Raw genomic sequence first — 23,122 nt, 5'->3', positions numbered from 1 at the left:
CATGTCCGAGCCGCTGGACGGTAATGAAAACCGTGCTCGCAACAATCAATCCCTACTGGATTGCGCTTGTTGCCTCACCCTGCCAGCACGCCGTCGACCAGCGCCTTGGCTTCTTCCTGGATGCGCTTCAAGTGCGCCTCGCCTTCGAAGCTTTCGGCGTAGATCTTGTAGACGTCCTCGGTACCGGATGGCCGAGCGGCGAACCAGCCGTTGTCGGTCACGACTTTCAAACCGCCAATCGCAGCACCGTTGCCTGGGGCTTCGGTGAGGATCTGGGTGATCGGCTGGCCAGCCAGTTCGCCAGCGGTGACCTGAGAGGCCGACAGCTTGCCGAGTTTGGCTTTCTGTTCACGATTGGCCGGGGCGTCGATGCGCTGGTACACCGGAGCGCCGAAGCGATCGGTCAGCGCCTGGTAGCGCTCGCCTGGGTCCTTGCCGGTTACAGCCGTGATTTCCGCAGCCAGCAGCCCGAGGATCAGGCCGTCCTTGTCGGTCGACCAGGCGCCACCGGCCTTGCGCAGGAAGGATGCACCCGCCGACTCTTCGCCGCCGAAGCCCAGGCTGCCGTTCATCAAGCCATCGACGAACCACTTGAAGCCCACCGGCACTTCCACCACCTGGCGGTCGATGCCCTTCGCGACGCGATCGATCATCGAGGACGAGACCAGCGTCTTGCCGATACCGGCCTGCGCGCTCCATTCGGGGCGGTGGGTGAACAGGTATTCGATGGCGACGGCGAGGTAGTGATTGGGGTTCAGCAGCCCGACCGAGCGCGCGACGATGCCATGACGATCATGGTCGGTATCGCAGGCGAAGGACACATCGAAGCGGTCCTTGTTTTCGATCAAGCCGGCCATCGCGTGCGGTGAGCTACAGTCCATGCGGATTTTGCCGTCCCAATCCAGGCGCATGAAGCGGAACGTCGGATCGACACGGGTCGAGAGCACTTCGAGCGGCAGACCATAGCGCTCGGCGATGCGCGTCCAGTAATGCACACCGGCGCCGCCGAGCGGATCGACGCCGAACTTCAGGCCGGAATTGCGGATCGCTTCGAGGTCGATCACCTGATCCAGGCCGCCCACATAGCTTTCGATGAAATCGAAGCGCTGGGTGGTCGGCGCCCTGAGCGCGTGCGCGTAATCCATTCGCTGCACGCCCTTCAGCCCAGCGACCAGCAGCGCGTTGGCGCGTTCCTGAATCCACTTGGTCACGCCGGTATCGGCCGGGCCGCCGTTGGTGGGGTTGTACTTGAAGCCGCCATCGGCCGGCGGATTATGCGACGGGGTGATGACGATGCCGTCAGCCAGGCCGCTGCTGCGGCCGGCGTTGTATTCGAGGATGGCGTTGGAGATCGCCGGCGTCGGGGTGTAGCCGGGCTCGCCATTGGTTTCGCTGCAGCCGGCATCGATGCGCGTCTCGACGCTGTTGGCCGCCAGTACTTCCAGCGCGGAAACGAACGCCGGTTCAGACAGCGCGTGGGTGTCCATACCGACGAAGATCGGACCGTCGATGCCCTGCTCTCGACGGTAATCGCAGATTGCCTGAGTGGTGGCGAGGATGTGCCATTCGTTGAAGCTATTCTTCAGCGACGAGCCACGATGGCCAGACGTCCCGAAGGAAACCTGCTGCGCTGGGTCCGCCGGATCGGGGCGCTCGCTGTAGTAACGGGATACCAGGCGTGGAAGATTGACCAGGGAATTCTCGTGCGGGAGGCGTCCTGCGTTGACGTCAATGCTCATCTGTCGTTCCTTTGAAGGGGCTGGATAATGTCGCCTCGGGCATAACCGCAGGGGTCGCATAGGAGGCAATCGAAGCAATAAAGCGCGGTCCCGCGCCACTTATCTACGCGCTAAGACCACCACCCCTTGGGCTTTGGTTCCCCATGCGTGATAAAGACATGTTCGGGCTGATTCGGGTGCGCATGATATTGCCGATTTCTTCGGTAGCGAAGGCCCGCTGCACTCACCTTGCGTCGAGCAAACGAGTAATCCATACGACTTCTTTGTGGTCAGCCCAACAGGCTTGTCCATGCCGAGACGAGCAGCAGCAACGCCATGCTCTGATTGAAGCGCCGCATCCAGCGCGTCGACTTCAGAAACCGCGCGGCGCCCCGCCCCAGTACGGCCCAGGCAGTCAGGCAAGGCACGGCGACGAGAAAGAAAATCAGCGCATAGACGCCATAGCGGAACGAGCTGGCTCCCGCGCTGGTGAATACACTGACGACAGCGAACGCCATCATCCAGGTCTTGGGATTCACCAATTGCAGCGCCGCTCCGCCCCAGGCCCCGATGCGCTTACTGCTGCCGTCCTTATCCACGCCGACGGGCTGAGTGCGGAACAGCTGCCACGCCAGCAGACTGATCCACGCCACACCGAGCCACGCCAGGCTTTGCTGCGCCAACGGAAACCGCAGCAATGTCTCGCCCAGCCCCAACCCGACCACCAGCACGATGGCAGCCGCACCGGCACAGGCGCCCAGCACGATGGGCAACGCAGCACGCAAGCCGTACAGCGCGCTATTGCTGAGCACCAGAATGTTGGTCGGCCCAGGTGTGATCGATGCCACCAAGGCAAAGAGCACGAAAGGCAAAAACTGACTCATCGCCATGCACCGAGGCACGGCTGGCTATGAAAGACCTCGAAGATCGAAAACATGGGCGGAAACTCCAATGGACTGTTTCTGCCATGTTCCGTCGGGGCGCGTTAGCGGTCTGGAAGATTTGAGCAGCGCTTGCGATAGGCAGCGGGACTCAACCCGTACGCACGCCGAAACCAACGCCCTAGATGGCTCTGATCGGCAAATCCCAGCTCCACCGCAACGCTCGCCGGAGCCAATCCCTGGCGCAAAAGCTTGCGAGCCAGACTCAGGCGAAGTTGCACCAGATAAGCGTGAGGTGCCAGTCCGAAGGCCGCCTTGAACGCGCGGGAAAGACGGAAGCGGTCAACATCGACCGCGAATGCCAAATCATCCAGACCGATATCCTGATCCAGATGAGCATGCAGAAAATCCCGCGCGTTAAGCGCCACAGAAGGCAGCCGCGGACTCAGCTCCCCTTTCTGTCGCCAGTGAACATGGCTGGACAGTTTCTCCAGCAATGCATCCAGCGCCGCGTGCCGGACGATGCGCAAATCCGCGCTGTGTAGCGCCTGGAACGCATGGGCAATGTGGTTCACCAGATCTGGCTCGCTCGCCAGCGTTTCGGCAAAGCTCGGCAGGCAATGCTCAGGCGCGTCCTCGAACAGTGCCCGCAGCTGGGCTTCAAGCCATTGCGGCTGCAGGTAGAGCATCGAATAGGTGAAGCCACCAGGCGCTGGGGCATGGCCGTCATGAATTTCTCCGGGCTCCAGCAAAAACGCCTGCCCCGCCGTGCTGCTATGCAGCACCTTGCGGCAACGAAACTGCTGCACACCCTGCTCCGTGAAGCCGACAAGGTAGCTGTCGTGCCAATGCGGGTCGTAGGCATGACCCTCGAAATGGGCACGAATGATCTCGATGCCCGTCTCGGCATCCAGCTTCAAATCGACCCAGCTGTTGGCACCCATGGATTTGGCTCTTCGATAACGAATGGCTACAGGCGAAGGCCCGTGAACAGGCATTCTCTTAGGCGATGGATGGCAGTCATAGAAGATTTGTGCAAACGCGGGCCGCATAGGATTGATGGTCGTCTTGGCAGGACGGGTTTGGGACTGGTAAATCGCATCGTTGCGCAGGGCCAGGCGTCACGGTTGGAGACGCCGGTCGTGAATGACCGGCGCTGATCCATTCAATCTCAGACCGCTTTAGCAGCCGTCTCGAGCCCGGCTGGCCGTTGCTCGCGGAAGGCGAACAGGAACGTCAGGAAGACACCCAATGCGAATACCGCCGGGAACAGCCAAATGCTCTGCCAGTCGTGGCCGTCCATGCTTGCGAAGTGATCGGTCACCTTTCCGGCCACCCAAAAACCGATGAGCATGCCGACGCCGTAAGTGGCCAGCGTGATCAAGCCTTGTGCTGAACCCTTGAAGGTCTCGCCGGCCTTGGCGTCGGTATAGATTTGTCCGGAGACGAAGAAGAAGTCGTAGCAGATCCCGTGCAAGGCGATACCGGCAACCAGCATAAAGAGCAGATCGCCGTTATTACCGTAGGCGAACAGTGCATAGCGCAACGTCCAGGCGAGCATCCCCAGCAGCAGGGTTTTCTTGATGCCGAAGCGCTGGATGAACAGCGGCAGCAGCAACATGAACAGCACTTCGGAGATCTGTCCTAAGGTCATCTTGCCGGTCGGGTTGTCGACGCCTATTTCCGCGAGGAAGGGATTGGCGTTCTGGTAGTAGAAGGCCAGTGGAATGCAGATCAGCACCGAGGCGAGGAAAAAGATGGCGAAGCTGCGATCCTTCAGCAGCTTGAGCGCATCCAGACCCAGCGCTTCCTTGAGCCCGCCCTGCTCGCGCCGGGCCAGCGGCGGTGTACTCGGCAGGCTGAAGCTGTACAGCCCAAGCAACGCCGAGGCGATGGCGCACATCAGGAAGGTGTTGCGTAGCGCACCGGCAGCGATGGCTTGCTGAGAGTCCCAGCCGAACAGGAAACTGATCACCAGCCCCGCGATGATCCAGCCCACCGTGCCCCAAACCCGGATCTTCGAGAACTCCTGAGCGGGGTCACGCATCTGCCGGAAGGCGACGGCGTTCACCAGGGCCAATGTAGGCATGTAAACGATCATGTAGCCCAGCACGAACGGATAGAACGCACTGAAGTCGCTCGCCCGGTAAAGCTGAAACAACAGCACCGCGCCGACCAGATGGAGGATGGCGAGCAAGCGCTCGGCATTGAAGTAACGATCGGCGATCAGGCCGATCACGAACGGCGCCAGTATCGCGCCCCAGGATTGGGTCGAGAACGCCATGCCGATCTGACCGCCAGTCGCGCTCAAATTATTGGCCAGAAAGGTGCCGAGGGTGACGAACCAGCCGCCCCAGATGAAGAACTGCAGAAACATCATCAGGCTCAGCCGTGCATTGAGTGTGCTCATGGTCTTGTCCTTATTGTTGTGCACGTTTATCAAGAGAACGCCTTAATCGAGTCCCAGCAGACGGCGGTTTGCCGAAGCGCTGCGAGCAACGCCGGCGAAATCGTCGAAGGCCCGTGTGGCGCGGTTGATCAGCTGCTGTCGAATGAAAGGGGCGCCTTCCTCGGCCCCCTGCGCTGCATCCTTGAGGCAGCATTCCCATTCGAGTACTGCCCAGCCCTCGTAGCCGTACTGCGTCAGCTTGCTAAATATCTGTTTGAAATCGATCTGGCCGTCGCCCAGCGAACGGAAGCGCCCGGGGCGATCGGTCCAGCTCTGATAACCGCCGTAGACGCCGGAACGAGCATCCGGACGGAACTCCGCATCCTTAACGTGAAACATGCCGATGCGTTCGTGGTAGCGGTCGATGAAACCGAGGTAATCCATTTGCTGCAGCAGCATGTGGCTCGGGTCGTAGAGAATCTTCGCGCGGGGATGGTGGTCGACCGCATCGAGGAAGCGCTCGAAAGAGGCGCCGTCGTGCAAGTCCTCGCCGGGATGGATCTCAAAGCACAGGTCGACCCCAGCTTCCTCGAACGCATCGAGGACCGGTCGCCAGCGCCGCGCCAGTTCGGCAAAGCCCTCCTCGACAAGACCGCTCGGTCGCTGTGGCCAGGGATACATGTACGGCCATAACAGCGCGCCGGAAAACGTCGCATGAGCGCTGAGCCCCAAGCGCCGACTGGCCTTGGCCGCGAGGTGCAACTGATCGATGGCCCACTCGGTACGGGCCTTTGGCTTGCCACGCAGCGCGGGCGGGGCGAAGTCATCGAACAGGCCGTCGAACGCCGGATGCACCGCCACCAGCTGACCCTGCAGATGGGTCGACAGCTCGCTGATTTCGACGCCCGCCTCGGCGCAAAGTCCTTTCAGTTCGTCGCAGTAGGTCTGGCTCTCGGCGGCTCTTTGCAAGTCCAGACATAGTGTGCCAAGCGTGGGTAGCTGAACCCCGCAGTAGCCGAGCGAGCCCGCCCAGCGCGCCAGGTTTGACAGCGTGTCGAATGGCGCCTCCGGGCCGAGAAACTGCGCAAGGAAAATGGCCGGACCGCGAATACCACTGGATGTCATGGGTTGCTGCATCTTGAGTTCCTATCGTTCGGTAGCGGCGAATGGCGTCCACTTGGCATCGCTGTGATGGCTGGCGATGACCGTCTCGATGAAGGCCATGCCACGCAGGCCAGCATCGATACCCGGTACTTCGAGCGCGCGCCCCGAGCGGATGGATGTGGCGAAGTCGGTATAGAGATTGGCCATCGCTTCGAGATACCCCTCGGGATGCCCAGCAGGCAGGCGCAGGCGCCGAAGCGCGTCGTCGCACAGCCAGCGCTGATCGACCCCAGCACGCAGCACTCGCAGCGCCTCGCCGAGCGGGCGATGGACCAAACTGTTCGGCTGTTCCTGGCACCATTCAAGGCCGCCGCGCTCGCCATACAAGCGCAACGTCAGGGCGTTCTCTTCGCCCGTGCAGACCTGACTGGCGATAAGTACGCCGCTTGCGCCGCCGTCGGTCTGGAACAGCACCGCACCGTCATCGTCGAGCTGCCGTCCCGCGACATGCACGCCGAGATCCGCGCACAAACGCTCGATGCGCTGGCCGCTGACGAACTCGGCGAGGCTGAACGCGTGAATGCCGATATCGCCCATGCAGCCGCTCGGCCCCGCCTGAGTTGGCTCACCGCGCCAGGCCGCCTGCTTGTTGCCCTGCCCTGCTTGATCCTCGCCCAACCAACCCTGCGGATACTCGACGAAGATTTTGCGCAATCGACCGAGCGCGCCGGCCTGCACCATATGCCGCGCCTGCCAGACCATCGGATATCCCAGGTAGGTATGCGCCAATCCATACAGTCGGCCGCTGTCGGCCTGGGCTTCGGCAAGCACCTGCATATCCGCCAGCGACAGTGCCGCCGGCTTCTCGGAAAACACATGGAAGCCGGCACGCAAGGCAGCCTCGGCAATGGGCGCATGCAAATGATTGGGTGTAACGATGGCCAGCAATTCCATGCGCTGATCCGCCGGCCGCTCCTTTTCGGCCGCCAGCAGCGCCTCCCAGGCGTCATAGCAACGCTGCGGGTCGAGATGCAGAGCCGCACCACTTCGCCTGTTGTTTTCGGGGTCGCGGCTGAAGGCCCCGCAGACCAGCTCGATATGGCCGTCGAGGCGCATCGCCTGGCGGTGCACCTGGCCGATGAACGCCCCTTCACCGCCACCCACCATGCCCACCCGAACCTTAGATCGACCGGTTGAATCCATGCCTTTGCTCCAGCTATCGAGGTTTGATCACTTGCAATGTAACCGGTTACATTGATTCGAAAGTAGCACCGAAAGCCTTGCTGTCAAGTCGGAAGCGCTGCGTTACGCTAGTCACCGCTGACCGAAAGGGTCCGCGCCGATCATCGAGGAGTTATGCCGAACATTCGCAAGGTGGCCGAGCTGGCTGGCGTATCAGTCGCCACCGTCTCGCGCACATTGAAGACGCCCGAAAAGGTATCGCCGCAGACCCGCGACCGCGTGAACGCAGCGGTCGAACAGGCGGGCTATCGCCCAAACCTGATGGCCGTCCAGTTCCGCTCGCGCAAGACGCGCAATCTCGTCGTGCTGGTCCCGGCCATCGCCAACGTGTTTTTCGCCCGCGTCATCAGTGGTATTCAGGAAGCCGCGCAGGCCTTCGACTACCGCGTGCTGCTGTGCAATACCCTGGGCCGCGAAGACGTCGAGATCGCTTATGCCGAACTGGTTCACGCCCACCAGGCCGACGGCTTGATCCAGCTGCGAGCGTTCAACCCTTTCGCTGAAACCTGTCTCCACGGCAATGCGCTACCGCCGATGGTCAACGCCTGCGAAGTGCTCGACATTCCACCCTGCCCGACCGTACGACTGGATAACCGCGCCGCGGCCCGCGCAATGACCGAACATCTGCTCGCGCTGGGTCATCGCCGCATCGGCCTGATCAAGGGACCGCAAGGCAGCCCCCTGACCCGAGAGCGTATTGCCGGATACGAGGATGCGCTGAATGAAGCAGGCATCGCGCTCGATTCGGAGCTGCTTCGCCGCGGCAATTTCACCTTGCAGGCCGGTTACGAGGCGGCCGGGCAGCTGCTCGACAACCCGGATCGACCGACCGCGATCTTCTGCGAAAACGATGAAATGGCAATAGGCGCCATGCAGCGCATCCGCCAGTGCGGTTTGCGCGTTCCGCAGGACGTGTCGGTCGCCGGTTTCGATGACATTCCCTTTGCCGCCTTTAGCGACCCGCCATTGACGACCATTGCCCAGCCCGCCGAGGCCTTCGGAAGGCACGCGGTCGAGATGCTGGTGGCCCAGTTCGAGCAATGCCCGCTCGACATTCCTCACTTGATATTGCCCTTCAACCTGATCGTGCGCGGCAGTACAGCGGCTGTTGCACGCACTTGACCGCACAGTTGCATCCGCCCTGACTAATCAATTGCATTCGATCACCACTCGAACCCGGCTTTGGCCAGTACATACCGAAGGGTGACCGGCGGAGAACGGCCAGAAGCAGTCATTCACAGAGGCCATTTTGAGTGGATTGCAGCTCATCACTTGCGAGATGCGCTTGAACGCAGTGTCCTGCCAAGTAGAACGTTGCGGGGTTGCGGGGTTGCGGGGTTGCGGGCCAAGAGTGATGCCAATAGGATATCAAAAAACAACTGGAGCGATTTCCCCGTGGGTGAATTGATGGCTAAGGCATTCGCTTGGTTTGAGAGTGCAAGCGGATTGGCAAATTTTTTCGGTATAGCTACACCTGTTGCCGGTATCTTGTTCGCAATTAGAAAAAAAATCTTCAAAACGAAAACTGTTGGCTTTTCCATGTCGGAGCTAGCAGGAAATATCGCGCGCAGCCAAAAACCAATTAATTCAAAGCTCGTCGGAAAAATTGCTTTTGTTGACGACGACATATCAGATTTCCCTATTGCCGAATTGAAAAAGGCCGGCTATCAAATTAGCACATACAAGCAAGTCAGTTTGTCTGATGTTTCTAGCTTGGCGACATATGATGTAATATTTTTAGACATTAAAGGTATCGTCAAAGATGACCCTGAAGAAGGAGGCCTGAAGCTTCTAACTTCGCTACGAAGAATAAATCCAAACCAGAAAATTTGTGCTGTATCAAACAAGCAATACGATGTTCTCGCTACAAAGTTTTTTGAGCAGGCGGACGATGTAGCCAAGAAGCCGATGACAGCGCATAAATGCTCCGATCTTATTGATCAGTTTTTGTCGGAAAAATTCGATATAGCCCAAATCGAGAGGCTTATTAACTTTGAACTCGACTCTCTCGACAAGGCAAGGCGTGCGGACTTTATTAGTTCGGTCAATGGGCTGATTGAGAGTCAGAAAGATCCTCGCTCAACACTGATGCTTGATAGATCTTCATATCCTAAGCTTTATGAGGCGACCATCGATCTAGTGAGGATTTATCGCCATGTTGCTTAAAGATGTTATAAGCACTGGAGCGATAGCGACTCCGTGGTCATGCAGCATTCAAGAGGTTATTCTTCCTGGCGATTCTGGCTTTGCAAAAACGTGCGAGAAAAAATGCAAATTCCAAAAGACCTGTTTATCTACAGAGGGCACAGGGGAAGGACTCTGTCCACATGGGATGTCATATTTTTCTGGCACCGTAGGTACGGCGCGGGTAGTTGTATTTGGTGTTAAGGGAAAGCTTGTTGGAGCTAAAATATCGAAAGAGCTTAAGCAGGATTTAAAAGGAAGAAGCCTAGATGACAGCAGGTTTGGTGAATGGCTTCAAAGCCTAAGCAGTCTTGATAAAGTCATAGATAATCATATTTTAGAACGGCAATCCGAACTATTGGATCCCCTTCATGATCCTATACGCCTTGCCAGACAGCTTGAAGCCATCTCGATTAGACTTTTAGATCACTCTAGTATCGCTTCGGTTAGGACGCTGGATGCACAACTGGATCACGCGTCTGCCGAGATGAAATCCTTGGTAAAGGCGGCCGGCCTGCTTAATGATTACTTTGATCTGGTGTCTATTTATTTCAATCCGGCGGCCGCTCGTTTTGGAAGGCCCATATCGACCTCATTACATGGAATACTTAGAAAAATCACTTCAATTCTATCAGGGTTCGATACGGGCGAAGACGGGGTTAGAACAAGAGTTCATTTCAGAGGAGAAAGTTATCGGAATTTCAATCTGAGGGAAAGCTTCAAAATTATTCCGTTTTCTCTAGTCAGTAACGCAGTAAAGTACTGCCTTTCTGGAGATGTAACGGTCAGCCTTCGCGAGATGCAGGATCGAGCGGAAGTATGTGTCGTCTCTCAAGGGCCGCCTATTGAAGAAGACGAGTTTGAACTAATATTTCAAAAAAAATATCGTGGCAAATGGTCTAGGGATCTAAGAAAGGGCGAGGGCGTAGGCTTGTATTTGGCAAAAATAGTTGCAGATGCTCACGGAATCGAAATTTCGGTGAGTAGTCGGCGATTGGGAGGGCAAAAGATTGGTGAAACCCCACTAGCAACAAATACATTCAGGTTTGAAATACCATACCAAATAAATAGGTAGGGTTATAACCAGTGCTCTGAGCTTTGCCAATCGGTTGATACTTTTATGTGTAACGACGGATATTCGATCGACTATTTTGAGCCGTAGATAACTCTTCCTAACCTCTCAAGCTGTACGGTTAACGTCTTGTGAATAGCTTCTCGTTTGTGGACGTTTCAGAACGACCGCTCTTGGCCGTTTTCTGCCTGTCATGAGCGCCCATTTGGGTCGGCCGCTCTGTTCGCGAGAGGCTGCTTCCAGCCATAATCGGCCGCTGGCGAACGGCTGCATACAACCGATACTGAATATCTTGGGAAGAATGGGCCAGCCATGTCTGTCGAAATTGGAGCGACTCAGTAGTTTTTCTGTGCGACGGTCTGGGGATTGTTCCAACAGCGAGAAAGCACACCTTTTGTCTTCTAACAGCAAGGTCGTTAGGGCCTCGACGTGGAAGATGTAGCTAGGAGCGCACTTGAGGTCAGGTGTATGCGTAGCCGGAACGAGATGTCCTCCAAGTAATAAGCAACTTGCTTCCCTGCCCGTCGCAGCCACGTTACGGCTAATCCGATTGAGCCATATCCCTTTGGAGACGATATGTACGTCCCAGCACATTTCAATGAACCCTCATCCGAAGCCATGCATCAGCTCATCAAGCAGCATCCGCTAGGGATAATTTTCACGAATGGCGAAAGCGGATATGACGCAAACCATGTGCCCTTCGAACTGGCTGCCGACCAAGGCACCTGCGGCACGCTCCACGCTCACGTGGCCCGCAATAATCCTCTCTGGACTGAAGTTCGAAATGGCGATGAAGTACTGGTTGTATTCCGGGGTGAGGAGGCCTACATCTCACCCAACTGGTATCCGAGCAAACATGAACACCATAAACAGGTGCCGACATGGAATTACAAGGTCGTGCACGCTCATGGGCGCATTCTGATTAGAGATGATGAGCGCTACGTTAGAGGACTGGTTGCTCGGTTGACTCGGACTCACGAGGCAACCCAGCCGAAGCCCTGGAAAATGACCGATGGGCCGACGGAATACATCGAATCGATGCTCCAGGCCATCGTTGGTATAGAAATCCAAATCACCCGTCTAGTTGCTAAATTCAAGCTAAGCCAAAACAAGGATGCACGTGATATCCAGGGTGCTGCGCATGCACTAATGGAAAACGGTCGCCCTGCAATAAGCGTATCAATGCAGGAAGTTGCTTCACAGAAAGACAGCTTGTAACCATGAGTAGGATAGGCGTCACGGCCCTCTCATCCTCGATGGGTTTTTCCTATGTCCGCGTCTAGCAGATAGCCGGTCGTCAATGTCTGTTTTGGGTTCGATTTATACCGATCATATCGATGAAAGCGAGATTGATGATTGCCAGATGAATGTCTTCAGCTGAGTTTCCTTAGCAGCCTAAGGGATGGTGCTACTGCACTGAAAAATGGCACATTGACGCTCCTGCCGTTTGTACCCTCCGTGTGGAACTCTAATGACCATCAGCAATGCCCAGGCCGGCGCGACGTTGGCATCCGCGACTTCACAAAGCAGCCCGTTGGCCATGCGCATTATCGGCGCGGTTGCGCTGGCGCATTTGATCAATGACCTGATCCAGGCAGTGCTACCGTCGATTTATCCGATGCTCAAGGCCAGCTATGGTCTGACGTTCACGCAGGTCGGTCTGATTACCCTGACTTTCCAACTGACCGCCTCGCTGTTGCAACCTTGGGTCGGTTACCACACCGACCGCCACCCCAAACCCTGGTTATTGCCGGCCGGCACGGTCTGCACGTTGATCGGCATTGTGATGATGTCCATGGTCGGCAGCTTCCCGTTGATTCTGTTGGCGGCGGGGTTGATCGGCATCGGTTCTTCGACCTTTCACCCTGAAGCTTCTCGCGTGGCGCGACTCGCTTCGGGTGGGCGTTTCGGGCTGGCGCAATCAACTTTTCAAGTAGGCGGCAATGCGGGTTCGGCGTTCGGGCCGCTATTGGCTGCCGCGATCATCATTCCGTACGGTCAGGGCAATGTTGCCTGGTTCGGGCTGTTCGCCGTGTTTGCGCTGTTCGTGCTGTATCGAATCAGCCGCTGGTACGCCAATCACTTGAGCCTGTTCAAGCTCAAGCAAGGTCAGGCGGCGACCCATGGCTTGTCGAAAGGTCGGGTGATGAGCGCGCTGGTCGTGCTCGGCTTGCTGGTGTTTTCTAAGTACTTCTACATGGCCAGCTTCACGAGCTACTTCACCTTCTACCTGATCGAGAAGTTCGATCTATCGGTGGCCAGCTCCCAACTGCATCTGTTCCTGTTTTTAGGTGCAGTTGCAGCGGGAACCTTCTTCGGAGGGCCGATCGGCGACAAGATTGGCCGTAAGGCAGTGATATGGTTTTCGATCCTTGGCGTGGCGCCATTCACCCTGATTCTGCCTCACGTCGACCTGTTCTGGACCAGCGTCCTGAGCGTTGTCATCGGCTTCATCCTCGCCTCGGCGTTCTCGGCCATCGTCGTGTATGCCCAGGAATTGGTGCCGGGTAATGTCGGGATGATCGCCGGGGTGTTCTTCGGATTAATGTTCGGTTTCGGCGGGATTGGCGCGGCGTTGCTGGGGCATTTGGCGGACATTCACGGCATCGAATACGTGTACTTCCTGTGTTCGTTCCTGCCGTTGTTTGGTGTGTTGGCGATCTTCCTACCAAGAACCAAAAAAGCCTGAGGGATCCGAGGTCGTTGAACGAAGCAATCGGCGGCAAGCGACCTTCAGCCTGCTGTCGAAGCTACCTCATGAAACCGAGCTTCTCTCCTCTAACGCCTCCCACAAGCAGCGCCGAAACAGCTGATGCAACGGCAATCGCTGCGCGCTGTGGCGGCTGACGAGCATCAGCTCACGGTAGAAGGTGGCACTGCCGAGAGAAATGATGCGGACCGTTGGCGTGCGTTCGAGCCACAGCCCGGCCTTTGGCACCAGCGCCACGCCCAGACCGCTTTCAACCATCTTGACGATGGCATCCAGCTCGTCCAGTTCGAGCCCTGGGCGCACATACAGATGGTGTTTGCGCAGGAATTGACTCACCTGGCGACCACCGAAAGAATTGCGGTCGTAGCGCACTAAGGGGTGCTCGACGAGCAACCTTAGCGGGTCGTCGCCCTCTACGCTCAGCGGAGCGATCAGCATGAAGGGCTCCTTCTGGATCAGCTCGGCATGCAATTCCTTGGGCAGCGCAAACGGCGGTCGGATCATCACCGCGAGGTCGATATCCCCAGCGTCGACCTGCGACAGCAGGTTCAGCGAAACGCCTGGAACAAGTTTGGGCGCAACGCCCGGCGCTTCGCGCAACAAACGCAGCAGAACTGGCGGCAGCAAGCCGGTCTGCACGGTGGCGATGGCACCGATGCGCAGTTCGCCACGGTATTCATTCAGCGTTTCCGGCTGGCCCATCAGCGCATAGGTTTCGAGGATCTGTTCGGCCAGCGGCACCGCACGGAGCCCGGCTGCATTGAGATGCGCCGAGCGCCCTGTTCGATCGAACAAATGCATGCCTAGCGCATCTTCTAGATTCTTGATCTGGGCGCTCACGGCCGATTGGGTCAAGCCGATCTGATTACCCGCAGCAGCGAAACTGCCACACCGGACGATAGCGAGGAACGTTTTCATTTCACGGATCATTCGGCACCGTTCCATCGATTTTTTCGAGGCTCGAATCAAAACATATTCGTTGTAGCAAGATGCGGCAAATCGGCAAGAATCATCGCTTCCGTTTCGCCATAAGAAGGAAGCCCAGATGACCCTTTCCCCTTTTCACCTTGCGATTCCCGTTTACGATTTGCCGGCGGCCCGCCATTTCTACGGGGAAGTGTTCGGCCTTGCCGAAGGGCGTTCATCCGAGCACTGGGTCGACTTCGATTTCTACGGACATCAGCTGGTGATCCATGAACATCCGAAAACCCAGTCTCAGGACGCAGCGCACACCAACGCGGTGGACGGCCATGACGTACCCGTACCGCACTTCGGCATCGTGCTAAGCTGGCCGGAGTGGGAAGCGCTGGCCGAACGCCTCCGCTCGCTGGGCACCCAGTTCGTCATCGAGCCTTACGTGCGTTTTCAGGGGCAGGTCGGCGAACAGGCCACGATGTTCCTCTTCGATCCATGCGGCAATGCGCTGGAATTCAAGGCATTCAAGGACATGAGCCAGCTGTTCGCCAAGTGAGTTGGCGGGCGTCTGATACGACGCGCTGCGGAGATGCGGCAAGCAATTCGCAGCGTCTTGATTAGTCTTTAGCTCAGCCTGCTCCGAGCGCGTAGATATACGCTTTTACAGTCTGACCGCTGCCGAGCCTGATGTCCGCCAGGATGCGTTTGTAGGCGTCGCCTTCGAACTCATCGAGCCTTGCCCAATGCGCCGCAAACGCCTCTGAGCTGAGCACGAAGCCTTCGATCGTCTCGCCGCGTTCATCCAGATCGAGACCGGGAAACCCCAGCGCCGCGCCCCAACCTTCTTCACGCAACCTGCCCGACACGCTTGCGGGCTCCCAGGTACCGGGAATCGCCGCCAGGATGTGCTCGTTCGGCCGCCCAGGTGCGAGGGAGCCGTATACAAAAAGTCGCTCGATCATGAGTCGCTTTCCTCAATGCGTTCGGTTGCTTAAGCGAGATTTTGCCATGCGCTCAATGTGGCCAGCCATTCAGCCTGCCTACGAGACCACCCTGGCGCATAGCGGGCACGAGCGGCGCCAGACAGATTTTCGACACTTGTCGCTAAACAAAAGCGCTGATGGACCGATAAACCGACATGCCAAGCGAAGCGGACGCGGTTCGATCCACCCCCTTCGAGGCGCCCTACACAGCCGGTCTCGTATCTGCTCGCATGCGGCAGACTCGAGATGCGGCATGGCCACTCTGCAAACGGAATCCTTACCGTGCAACTCATCGATAACAGAGCGCTGATCAACGAAGCCCTGAGTCAATCCGCGGCGCTGACTGGAGGTCGTTTCGATCATCGCTACTGGTTGAGTAAGGTGGCGGACGTAAAACTGCTGATCATCTCCAAGCCGGAGGTGCTGTTCGATCTGTCGGTAAAGGTTTACATCCCCCTCGCACCCGGCCAGAAGATGCCGCTGACCTATGGCGACGGCTGGTTCAACTGGCATTTTCTGGGTAGCAAAAGTGCGATGGTGACCATCGCCCGCGAGATTCTGTCCATCGCGCTACGCCACCAGAAAGGCAATTCGCCTGTGCTGCATGCCTGGTTAGCCGAGCTGGTGACGTTCAAACGCAGCAGCAATACCATCGCCGTGCTTGAACCTGAGCCGCATCAGGATCAGGCTGGCCGCTAGCATCCGCTTCCGCTGCTGCACGAGGCGGAAAAAATCTTTAAACCGCGTCGCCCGTGCCGAGCGCCGCCTCTTCGTAATCGAGTTCGCGCAGCAGGATCTGCAGCATCTGCTCGTCGATCAGGTGGCGCTTTCTCATCCGGTACAGTTCCTTGCGCTGCACAGCGATGGCTTGCACGCGAATGTCGCGCTCCAGCACCTGCGTCTGGCGCGCCTGGTTCGCACGATCTTGGTGTTCCATCAAGGCTTCGATGTCGTGCCGATAGGACTCGGTAATCCGAGCGGTGACCTCGCTGCGCAGCAGCGCCTCGTCGGGATCGTCCACGGGGTTGGCCTGTTTCCAGTTTTCCAGCCAGGTGACCGCAGCCTGGGCGGCGATGCGACGGGCTTTCTTCAGCTCTTCCCTATGTTGTTCGACATCGTTGTTGGGCAGTTGCTTGAGGAAATAGGGGATGCCCAGCGCACCGACCAGCAACGACAAGATGATCACGGCGGCCGCCAGAAAAATCATCAAATCGCGCCCCGGAAATGGCGTGTCGCCAATCATCAGTGGAATCGACAGGACGCCGGCCAGGGTGATTGCCCCACGCACGCCCGCCACGGCGCTAAGCGCGGAAAACAGCCTAAGGGGTTTGGGCTGAACAGTCTTTCCAAGCAGCCGATGTACCCGCGCCTCGCTCCAGTGATAGGCGTAAACGAAGCCGAAACGGATCACCAGCAGCAGCGCCATGATCGCCAATGCGCTGAAGATCAACATCGGCATGCTGTAGCTCTGCTGTCCAGCCGCTTCCCAAACCCTCGCCACGATCCGCGGGAATTGCAGCCCCAACAGCAGAAACACCAAACCGTTGAAGCTGAAATCAAGCATTTCCCAAATGCTGCGGTTGAGGATGCGCGTGCTGGTCTTCACCGGCAGCATGTCGATGCGGCTCTGCACCATGCCCGCCGCCACCGCCGAAAGGATGCCGGACATGCCCGCATGCTCGGCCAGGAAGAACGCGGCAAAGGGCAGCAGCAAAATCATCAGCACATAGGCCGAGGGATCGAACAGGTTACGCGCGGTCATCCATTGCTTGGCCTTGCCCACCGCCCAGCTCAAGCCGGCGCCAATGAGCAGACCACCCAGCGCGATGACAAAAAACTCGCCGGTGACCGTCGTCAGCGAAAAGGTGCCGGTAATGGCGGCGGCCAGTGCGAACTTGAACGAGACCAGGCCAGTGGCATCGTTCATCATCGCCTCGCCTTCCAGCTGGTGCGCCATATGGCGCGGAAGTCGACCCTGGGCGATGGCGATTACGGCTAGCGCATCGGTCGGCGAGAGAATGGCCGCCAGTGCGAAGCTCGCCGCCAGCGGAATCGTCGGCAGCAACCAGTGAATGAAGTAACCGACCACCACCAGGATGACCAGCACGAGCAGCAGCGCCATGGCCGTCATTTCCGCGCCATGCTCGGTGAACTCGCGTTTGGGAATCTTCCAACCGTCGTAGAACAGCAACGGCGGAATGAACAGCAACATGAAGATCTCCGGCCGTAGCTCAACGCCCATTCCGAATGGCGGAAGCGCCAGCATGCTGCCCATCAGGATCTGCAGGATCGGCAGCGGCACCGGTATGACATTGGCTAGAACCCGGCTTGCGCCCACCGCAAGCAACAGCAAAAAGATTAGATAAAGCGTTTCCATAGGGCCGGCGGGTCTCTGCGGAAATAGGTAAAAGGCGTGCGGGAAGTGCGCGCATTGTGAAAAAAGTATAGCCAGGCGGTTTGATATAGCCGGTTCGTTCGTCAGGTCCGTCCCAACGACCACCAGCACTGCCGCGCGTGACGTAAAATATCGCGCCCTGATCCCCATCGCCCAACGCAGCCCAACTGAGCCTTGCCCCGATGCAGTGGCTACAGACGCCTGTCTGTAGGCGACGAGAGCGGCTTCATCGGGATCGGAGGAGTGAATGGCACCAGGCACCAACCCGGAGATTTCCAATGCCCATCTGGCTTCAGACTGCCGCCCTGCTCTGCATCTCCAACTTGTTCATGACCTTTGCCTGGTATGGCCACCTCAAAACACTCAACGGCAAACCCTGGCTGATCGCTGCACTGATCAGCTGGGGTATCGCCTTGTTCGAGTATCTGATCATGGTGCCCGCCAACCGCATCGGCTACACCGAGCTGTCGATCGGCCAACTAAAGATCATGCAGGAGGTCATCACCCTCGCGATCTTCGTCCCCTTCAGCGTGCTCTATATGCAGCAGCCACTGAAGCTCGACTATCTCTGGGCCGGGATTTGCCTGTTAGGTGCGGTGTACTTCATTTTTCGCTCGTGAGCGTGCCGCTGCAAAGCCGCAACATGGCCTTCATTCGAAACATGAGCGGCCTGATGACGCCATCTTGCCGCTTCGGCATACTGGCCGCCCTTTTCCGCACCCTGGAGTTCCGAATGTTCAAGGTCAACGAGTACTTCGACGGCACCGTCAAATCCATCGCCTTCGACATGGCAGCAGGGCCTGCCACCATCGGCGTCATGGCGGCAGGCGATTACGAATTCGGTACCAACCAGTTGGAAGTGATGCACGTGGTCGCCGGCAGCCTGGACGTCAAACTACCGGGAAGCGACAGCTACGAAACCTTTGGCGCCGGCACTCAATTCACCGTGCCAGCCAACAGCAAGTTCCAGCTGAAGGTTGCAATGGATACCGCTTATCTTTGCGAGTACCGCTGAAAGCAAAACGCACTGACTGGCTCAGTTGCCAGACAGTGCGTCAGTGTTGCGTTGACAAATAGCATCTGTAGTACTGCGGCTTGAATCAAACCTTAGGCGCGATGCCGTCCCAGCCTTGTTTGATTTCACCGAGCAGATTCGCCACTTCATCAAGCTTGTTTACGTCGTTATGCCGGCTGGCTTCGAACAGCCGCATCGTCATGAATTCGTACAGGCGATCCAGGTTTTCCGCCAGCTCGCCGCCGGCTTGCTTGTCCAGCACATCGCGCAGACCGCCAATGATGCTGACCGCTTTACCTATCAGTGTGCCCTTCTCCGCGTAGGCCTCACGCTCCATGGCACCCTTAGCCTGAGCGATACGGTCCAGCCCACCCTGCATCAACATCTGAATCAAACGGTGCGGATCAGCCTCGGTCACCTGGGCCTTAACACCGACTTGCTGGTACTGCCTCATTGCTGCCATAGCATTCATTTGGATGAGCCCCTTGCCACATCAATTTGCATGTACAGCTTATCGGTCGGGGTCGCTCAAGCTTGAGAGCAGTCAGCAAAATTAACGGAGAGACAACCACCTCGCTGGCGGCTTTGGAATCGATAGTGAAGCTCACCACCTTGGCGGGCCAGGTTTCCAGCGGATCGTATCCCGGCACGCTCGGTTTCGGATGCGGCGCTCCGCTGGTGGGCTAAAGCCCACCCTACCATGCACAACCTTGTAGGGTGGGCCATGCGGCGCTCCGCTTCAGCCCACCAAAACCTGCTGACCGGCTAGCAAGCCGAGCCAAGACTCCGCCTGGCCGCCACATAAGTCGCGCCGATGAACATGTGCGGCACGTCTCTGGTGGGCTGAAGCCCACCCTGCCTGAACCGTGCACAACCTCGTAGGGTGGGCCGGGCGGCGCTCCGCTTCTGCCCACCAAAACCTGCTAACCAGCTAGCAAGCCGAGCCAAGACTCCGCCCGGCTCCCGCATAAATCGCGCCGACGCATACGTGCGAAACTTCGTCTGGTGGGCTAAAGCCCACCCTACCGCACTGCCCCTACGGTGCTGTTTACTTCTTGGAATTACCTGCTGCCCAAGGCAGGTTCTCCAGCGAGGCGATTAGGCTGTTGGACGTATTCGACAACTGCCCCACCAACAGGTCCATGGCATTGAACTGCTTGTAGAGTCTCTCTTGCAGCGAGGTGATACGGCGGTTCAAATCTTCCTTCTGATCATCGATCTTCGAGATGGTCTCGGTCATCGCCTTGTTGCGCTGTTCGAGAATGCCACCGGTTTCGGTATAGGGCTTGAGCTTCGCATCCAGCCGGTTAGCAAGACCTTTATCGCCCGTAAACAACCCCGACAGCTCGGTAAAGTTGCCATCCATTGCCTTGCCCAGCTTGGCATCATCGATCTTCAGCGTGCCGTCTTTCTGCGTGGTGATGCCAATATCGGTCAGCGCACGCAGCGCGCCATCACCTTGCACATTCACCAATTCATTACGGATGGTATTGAGCAAGGTGCGGGCCGTGGCATCCCCTACCAGCGCGCCTGTAACAGGAGCCTTATCGTCACCCACGGACGTCACTTTGGTTTGCGCATTAATCACGCCGATCAGCTTGTTGTAGCTATCGACGAAGGACTGGATCTGCTTTTTGACGCCTGCCTTGTCTTCCGCAACGTTGACGGTAAGCGGTTCGTTAGCTGCGGTTTTGGCCTTGAGATCGAGCGTAACGCCATCGATGGCACCCTCAACCTTGTTGGTTTCACTGACGATCTGCAAACCATCGATAGACAGCCTAGCACTCTGCGCCGTGGTCAGCGCGCGCGCACCTTCACCGGTACTCGAGGTACCGTCGAAAGCCAGTTTCGAGAGACTGACTTGACCATCCTGTACAGGCGCTGCATCAGTTCCCGCCACAGTGATATCGCGCCCGTCACCGCTTTTGCTGCTGCTAAGCACGAGCCGCGAGCCGTGCTCATCCGTCACGATGGTCGCACTGACGCCCATTTCCTTGCCGGCCGCGTTGACGGCATCACGCATACCGGCCATCGTGTTGTTGCTCTCATCGACCGTAACGGAAAATGATTCTTTTGAAGGAGGGGTGCCCGGCACACCGAGCGAAATCTCCAGCGTCCCGCTGGCAAAGCGCGCCGGTGCGTCGGCTGTGTTCTTAACCGCAGCGAGAGCTACTTTGCTGCTGGTTGCCAGCTTCTCTACCTCGACCTGATAGCTACCGGCGCCGGCAGTGGTACTGGCAGTAACGCCAACCAGATCCGCCTTGCTGGATGTAGCCGAACGCGCCTGGAACAGCTCCGGCTTGTTCAGCCCGCCAAGCGCCGTCTGGAAGTCGCTGATGGCGCTTTTTAAAGCACCAACAGCAGTAATTTGGGTGGTGGTTTTCTTTTCGAGATTCGCGAGTTGCGTCTCTTTGGGCGCACGCTCAGCCGCGACCATGCTAGACACCATGCCGTCGATATCTATACCGGAACCGATGCCCGTGATGCCAGCCATAGCCATACCTCGTCAAGAAAATGTTAGCGGAAAGCTTAATACAAAAATCGTACCGTCAAGCTTTGGCTTCGAACAACAAACTACGCATTTCATCCAGCCGCTCGGTAAGGCGAAGTATTTCCTCCGACGGTATCTGCCGAACGATTTTGCCTGATTCCCCATCGATCACACGAACCACCACGTCGCCAGTGGAATCGTCGACGCTGAAGCTCAGATCTCTTTGGATATGCTGCATTTGAGACCGAAGCTTTTCGACCAGGTCAGCGGTACTTTCCTGCTCTTCCGCTTTTGCGGGAGCCGTTGCTGGCTGGAGCTTATCGGACGCAGAAAACCCAGCCTCCTTGAGGAGGCTGGGTGACGATCCAGCTGTCATTTGCGTTTGCGGTACGGCCCCGCCAGTTAGTTTTCCGACGTCCATTGATTCACCTCTCATGAATCAATGAGGGTAGAGCACAGCCCTACCCTCATCATTAACGCCTTCTGCCTATTACTGCAGCAAGCTCAGAACAGCCTGCGGCAGCTGCTTGGCCTGAGCGAGGATCGCGGTACCAGCCTGCTGCAGAATCTGGTTCTTGCTCAGGTTGGCGGTTTCGGCTGCGAAGTCGGTATCTTGAATACGACCGCGCGCTGCGGAAACGTTTTCAGAGATGCTCTGTAGATTGGAGATCGTGTTATCGAATCGGTTTTGAACTGCACCGAGATCAGAACGCTGCGAGTCAATAAAGGCTATGGCCCCATCGATTATATCAATTGCATTTTGAGCACCATAAGCGGTACTCACATCGACGTCACTTATCTTCGCAAGGCTCCCGGCAGACTCGCCAGTAATTTTCGCAGCCGCGGTACCAGATAGAGAATACGCCGCAGACGAGCTTAGTTTCACCGCACCGGTTGCTACCGCACCGGTTGCTACCGCGCCGATATCTACCGCAGTTGAAAGATCTCCAGCATTATCATTGTTCGCGTCTTCGGCAGAGCGAGTTTGTACTTTAAAATCCGCCGCAGCTATCGTTGCTGGCGTAGCGGCATTGGTCATACCACCAGCAGTGAATTTAATCGAAGATCCATCAGCAGAACTGATCTCCAGAGTGCCGTTACCGTTTACCTTTGCCGCCAAACCCGAGCCGCTGGCGTTCACTGCGCTGACGACCTGATCAAAGTCGGTCATACCCTTTAGATCAATAGTGGTATCACTAACAGTGTTATCTGTTTTAGATACTTCAATCTTTAGATCGAAAGTACCGACGTTAGCAGATTTAGTTAGTACCGCATCCGTACGTGCCGATGCTTTGACTGGTGAACCTGCGTCATTGATTTTTGAAACAACTGAAGCTGCTGTGTCGGTAACAGAAATATCGACAGCATCATATTCCTTCCCGTTCGCAGATATTTTTAGCGTGCCATCAGCTTGGTAGTTTGTAGCAGTAGCGGCTAACGAGGCAAGGCCCAGTTTGGAGCCGCTAGCATCGGATGTATAGGCGCCCATTTTATTGGCGGCCGCACTGCCAATCGATACATTAATTGTTTCGTTTGCATTAGCGCCTACTTGGAACGCAGTTGAGCCGAACGAACCATCCAGCAGCTTTCTCCCACCGAACGTAGTTGTTTCTGCGATTCGGCTTAGCTCGCTCTGGAGCGCACCGACCTCCTTCTGAAGCGCACCCCGATCGGTAGCATCGTTGCTACCGTTCGCCGCCTGGAGCGAGAGATCACGCATACGCTGGAGAATATTCGTTGATTGCTGCAGGGCGCCCTCGGCAGTTTGAGCGAGAGAGATGCCGTCATTAGCGTTGCGCACTGCCACGTTCAATCCGCTAATCTGGCTGGTAAGACGGTTTGAAATCTGCAGACCTGCAGCATCATCTTTGGCGCTGTTGATCCGACTACCAGTCGAAAGGCGCTGCATGGAGGTGCCTAGCGCGTTCGAAGATGACTGAAGGTTGCGCTGCGTGTTCAGAGAAGCGACGTTAGTGTTGACTGTAAGAGCCATGATGTGCCTCCAAGGGCGCTAGTTACTTTG

At 57.3% G+C, this 23,122-nt stretch carries 22 protein-coding genes; 9 read left to right on the top strand and 13 right to left on the bottom strand.

The genetic code is table 11. The features are described from left to right. Positions 1 to 74 precede the first annotated feature (74 nt). The 6 genes from pgm to V6943_RS11505 all read right to left on the bottom strand — a co-directional run bounded on the left by pgm (position 75) and on the right by V6943_RS11505 (position 7,295). Positions 75 to 1,739, bottom strand: coding sequence for a phosphoglucomutase (alpha-D-glucose-1,6-bisphosphate-dependent) (gene pgm / locus V6943_RS11530; protein WP_340553538.1), 1,665 nt, complete (start codon positions 1,737 to 1,739; stop codon positions 75 to 77). Between the two features lie 269 nt (positions 1,740 to 2,008). Further along, on the bottom strand, positions 2,009 to 2,602 hold the full coding sequence (locus V6943_RS11525; RefSeq protein WP_340553537.1) for a LysE family translocator: 594 nt from the start codon (positions 2,600 to 2,602) through the stop codon (positions 2,009 to 2,011). Between the two features lie 101 nt (positions 2,603 to 2,703). Further along, on the bottom strand, positions 2,704 to 3,543 hold the full coding sequence (locus V6943_RS11520) for an AraC family transcriptional regulator (protein WP_181103893.1): 840 nt from the start codon (positions 3,541 to 3,543) through the stop codon (positions 2,704 to 2,706). A 227-nt stretch (positions 3,544 to 3,770) separates the two neighbouring features. Further along, positions 3,771 to 5,009: a nucleoside permease gene (locus V6943_RS11515; protein ID WP_340553536.1), complete on the bottom strand. Its 1,239-nt coding sequence runs from the start codon at positions 5,007 to 5,009 to the stop codon at positions 3,771 to 3,773. A 42-nt stretch (positions 5,010 to 5,051) separates the two neighbouring features. Then, positions 5,052 to 6,125: a sugar phosphate isomerase/epimerase family protein gene (locus tag V6943_RS11510; protein ID WP_340553535.1), complete on the bottom strand. Its 1,074-nt coding sequence runs from the start codon at positions 6,123 to 6,125 to the stop codon at positions 5,052 to 5,054. Positions 6,126 to 6,134: 9 nt separating this feature from the next. After that, on the bottom strand, positions 6,135 to 7,295 hold the full coding sequence (locus V6943_RS11505) for a Gfo/Idh/MocA family protein (protein ID WP_340553534.1): 1,161 nt from the start codon (positions 7,293 to 7,295) through the stop codon (positions 6,135 to 6,137). A gap of 153 nt (positions 7,296 to 7,448) precedes the next feature. Here V6943_RS11505 and V6943_RS11500 point away from each other — a divergent pair, with 153 nt between their 5' ends. The 5 genes from V6943_RS11500 (at position 7,449) to V6943_RS11480 (ending at position 13,279) form a co-directional block, all read left to right on the top strand. After that, a complete protein-coding gene (locus tag V6943_RS11500; protein ID WP_340553533.1) occupies positions 7,449 to 8,456 on the top strand; it encodes a LacI family DNA-binding transcriptional regulator in 1,008 nt (335 codons plus the stop codon). A gap of 60 nt (positions 8,457 to 8,516) precedes the next feature. Then, positions 8,517 to 9,500 (top strand): hypothetical protein, encoded by a 984-nt coding sequence (locus V6943_RS11495; RefSeq protein ID WP_340553532.1) that lies wholly within the window; start codon positions 8,517 to 8,519, stop codon positions 9,498 to 9,500. Next, positions 9,490 to 10,593, top strand: coding sequence for an ATP-binding protein (locus tag V6943_RS11490; RefSeq protein WP_340553531.1), 1,104 nt, complete (start codon positions 9,490 to 9,492; stop codon positions 10,591 to 10,593). The genes V6943_RS11495 and V6943_RS11490 overlap by 11 nt, the downstream gene beginning before the upstream one ends. Before the next feature lie 573 nt (positions 10,594 to 11,166). Then, positions 11,167 to 11,808 carry an FMN-binding negative transcriptional regulator gene (locus V6943_RS11485; protein WP_340553530.1) on the top strand — a complete coding sequence of 214 codons (642 nt, stop codon included), beginning with the start codon at positions 11,167 to 11,169 and terminating at the stop codon, positions 11,806 to 11,808. A 253-nt stretch (positions 11,809 to 12,061) separates the two neighbouring features. Then, positions 12,062 to 13,279, top strand: coding sequence for an MFS transporter (locus V6943_RS11480; RefSeq protein ID WP_340553529.1), 1,218 nt, complete (start codon positions 12,062 to 12,064; stop codon positions 13,277 to 13,279). Between the two features lie 66 nt (positions 13,280 to 13,345). On the opposite strand, the gene V6943_RS11475 is transcribed toward V6943_RS11480, so the two are convergent. Next, a complete protein-coding gene (locus tag V6943_RS11475) occupies positions 13,346 to 14,230 on the bottom strand; it encodes a LysR family transcriptional regulator (protein WP_340553528.1) in 885 nt (294 codons plus the stop codon). A 115-nt stretch (positions 14,231 to 14,345) separates the two neighbouring features. Between V6943_RS11475 and V6943_RS11470 the strand changes: the two genes are divergently transcribed. Next, positions 14,346 to 14,771, top strand: coding sequence for a VOC family protein (locus tag V6943_RS11470; RefSeq protein ID WP_340553527.1), 426 nt, complete (start codon positions 14,346 to 14,348; stop codon positions 14,769 to 14,771). Positions 14,772 to 14,844: 73 nt separating this feature from the next. Here V6943_RS11470 and V6943_RS11465 read toward each other — a convergent pair whose 3' ends face one another. Then, the gene (locus V6943_RS11465) at positions 14,845 to 15,174 is read right to left on the bottom strand and encodes a gamma-glutamylcyclotransferase family protein (protein ID WP_340553728.1); all 330 of its coding nucleotides are present in this window, start codon (positions 15,172 to 15,174) and stop codon (positions 14,845 to 14,847) included. A gap of 306 nt (positions 15,175 to 15,480) precedes the next feature. Between V6943_RS11465 and V6943_RS11460 the strand changes: the two genes are divergently transcribed. Continuing rightward, positions 15,481 to 15,897 (top strand): hypothetical protein, encoded by a 417-nt coding sequence (locus V6943_RS11460; protein WP_340553526.1) that lies wholly within the window; start codon positions 15,481 to 15,483, stop codon positions 15,895 to 15,897. Positions 15,898 to 15,934: 37 nt separating this feature from the next. On the opposite strand, the gene V6943_RS11455 is transcribed toward V6943_RS11460, so the two are convergent. Beyond that, positions 15,935 to 17,575 carry a Na+/H+ antiporter gene (locus V6943_RS11455; RefSeq protein WP_340553525.1) on the bottom strand — a complete coding sequence of 547 codons (1,641 nt, stop codon included), beginning with the start codon at positions 17,573 to 17,575 and terminating at the stop codon, positions 15,935 to 15,937. A 296-nt stretch (positions 17,576 to 17,871) separates the two neighbouring features. Here V6943_RS11455 and V6943_RS11450 point away from each other — a divergent pair, with 296 nt between their 5' ends. Together V6943_RS11450 and ppnP are read left to right on the top strand one after the other, a co-directional pair. After that, positions 17,872 to 18,213, top strand: a complete 342-nt coding sequence (locus V6943_RS11450; protein ID WP_131648586.1) for a DMT family protein — start codon at positions 17,872 to 17,874, stop codon at positions 18,211 to 18,213. A 113-nt stretch (positions 18,214 to 18,326) separates the two neighbouring features. Further along, the gene (gene ppnP, locus V6943_RS11445; RefSeq protein WP_340553727.1) at positions 18,327 to 18,608 is read left to right on the top strand and encodes a pyrimidine/purine nucleoside phosphorylase; all 282 of its coding nucleotides are present in this window, start codon (positions 18,327 to 18,329) and stop codon (positions 18,606 to 18,608) included. A gap of 85 nt (positions 18,609 to 18,693) precedes the next feature. Here the strand turns inward: ppnP and fliS are convergent, their stop codons facing one another. The 4 genes from fliS to V6943_RS11425 all read right to left on the bottom strand — a co-directional run bounded on the left by fliS (position 18,694) and on the right by V6943_RS11425 (position 23,092). After that, a complete protein-coding gene (fliS, locus tag V6943_RS11440) occupies positions 18,694 to 19,080 on the bottom strand; it encodes a flagellar export chaperone FliS (RefSeq protein ID WP_131648585.1) in 387 nt (128 codons plus the stop codon). A 576-nt stretch (positions 19,081 to 19,656) separates the two neighbouring features. Beyond that, positions 19,657 to 21,102 (bottom strand): flagellar filament capping protein FliD, encoded by a 1,446-nt coding sequence (gene fliD / locus V6943_RS11435; protein WP_340553524.1) that lies wholly within the window; start codon positions 21,100 to 21,102, stop codon positions 19,657 to 19,659. A 55-nt stretch (positions 21,103 to 21,157) separates the two neighbouring features. After that, the gene (locus tag V6943_RS11430) at positions 21,158 to 21,520 is read right to left on the bottom strand and encodes a flagellar protein FlaG (RefSeq protein ID WP_340553523.1); all 363 of its coding nucleotides are present in this window, start codon (positions 21,518 to 21,520) and stop codon (positions 21,158 to 21,160) included. Positions 21,521 to 21,589: 69 nt separating this feature from the next. Further along, positions 21,590 to 23,092 (bottom strand): flagellin, encoded by a 1,503-nt coding sequence (locus V6943_RS11425; protein WP_340553522.1) that lies wholly within the window; start codon positions 23,090 to 23,092, stop codon positions 21,590 to 21,592. Positions 23,093 to 23,122: the final 30 nt, after the last annotated feature.

Origin of the sequence: Pseudomonas sp. CBC3 (assembly GCF_037967085.1) — a bacterium.
Lineage (GTDB): Bacteria > Pseudomonadota > Gammaproteobacteria > Pseudomonadales > Pseudomonadaceae > Stutzerimonas.
Note: the sequence above shows the minus strand (reverse complement) of the source record. Positions and strands in the feature narration are given on the sequence as shown.

Excerpts from the sequence above, each read along its gene's own strand:
- pgm (WP_340553538.1), bottom strand. The coding sequence starts at position 1,739 with ATGAGCATTGACGTCAACGCAGGACGCCTCCCGCACGAGAATTCCCTG.
- V6943_RS11525 (WP_340553537.1), bottom strand. The coding sequence starts at position 2,602 with ATGAGTCAGTTTTTGCCTTTCGTGCTCTTTGCCTTGGTGGCATCGATC.
- V6943_RS11520 (WP_181103893.1), bottom strand. The coding sequence starts at position 3,543 with ATGGGTGCCAACAGCTGGGTCGATTTGAAGCTGGATGCCGAGACGGGC.
- V6943_RS11515 (WP_340553536.1), bottom strand. The coding sequence starts at position 5,009 with ATGAGCACACTCAATGCACGGCTGAGCCTGATGATGTTTCTGCAGTTC.
- V6943_RS11510 (WP_340553535.1), bottom strand. The coding sequence starts at position 6,125 with ATGCAGCAACCCATGACATCCAGTGGTATTCGCGGTCCGGCCATTTTC.
- V6943_RS11505 (WP_340553534.1), bottom strand. The coding sequence starts at position 7,295 with ATGGATTCAACCGGTCGATCTAAGGTTCGGGTGGGCATGGTGGGTGGC.
- V6943_RS11500 (WP_340553533.1), top strand. The coding sequence starts at position 7,449 with ATGCCGAACATTCGCAAGGTGGCCGAGCTGGCTGGCGTATCAGTCGCC.
- V6943_RS11490 (WP_340553531.1), top strand. The coding sequence starts at position 9,490 with ATGTTGCTTAAAGATGTTATAAGCACTGGAGCGATAGCGACTCCGTGG.
- V6943_RS11485 (WP_340553530.1), top strand. The coding sequence starts at position 11,167 with ATGTACGTCCCAGCACATTTCAATGAACCCTCATCCGAAGCCATGCAT.
- V6943_RS11480 (WP_340553529.1), top strand. The coding sequence starts at position 12,062 with ATGACCATCAGCAATGCCCAGGCCGGCGCGACGTTGGCATCCGCGACT.
- V6943_RS11475 (WP_340553528.1), bottom strand. The coding sequence starts at position 14,230 with ATGATCCGTGAAATGAAAACGTTCCTCGCTATCGTCCGGTGTGGCAGT.
- V6943_RS11470 (WP_340553527.1), top strand. The coding sequence starts at position 14,346 with ATGACCCTTTCCCCTTTTCACCTTGCGATTCCCGTTTACGATTTGCCG.
- V6943_RS11455 (WP_340553525.1), bottom strand. The coding sequence starts at position 17,575 with ATGGAAACGCTTTATCTAATCTTTTTGCTGTTGCTTGCGGTGGGCGCA.
- V6943_RS11450 (WP_131648586.1), top strand. The coding sequence starts at position 17,872 with ATGCCCATCTGGCTTCAGACTGCCGCCCTGCTCTGCATCTCCAACTTG.
- ppnP (WP_340553727.1), top strand. The coding sequence starts at position 18,327 with ATGTTCAAGGTCAACGAGTACTTCGACGGCACCGTCAAATCCATCGCC.
- fliS (WP_131648585.1), bottom strand. The coding sequence starts at position 19,080 with ATGAATGCTATGGCAGCAATGAGGCAGTACCAGCAAGTCGGTGTTAAG.
- fliD (WP_340553524.1), bottom strand. The coding sequence starts at position 21,102 with ATGGCTGGCATCACGGGCATCGGTTCCGGTATAGATATCGACGGCATG.
- V6943_RS11430 (WP_340553523.1), bottom strand. The coding sequence starts at position 21,520 with ATGGACGTCGGAAAACTAACTGGCGGGGCCGTACCGCAAACGCAAATG.
- V6943_RS11425 (WP_340553522.1), bottom strand. The coding sequence starts at position 23,092 with ATGGCTCTTACAGTCAACACTAACGTCGCTTCTCTGAACACGCAGCGC.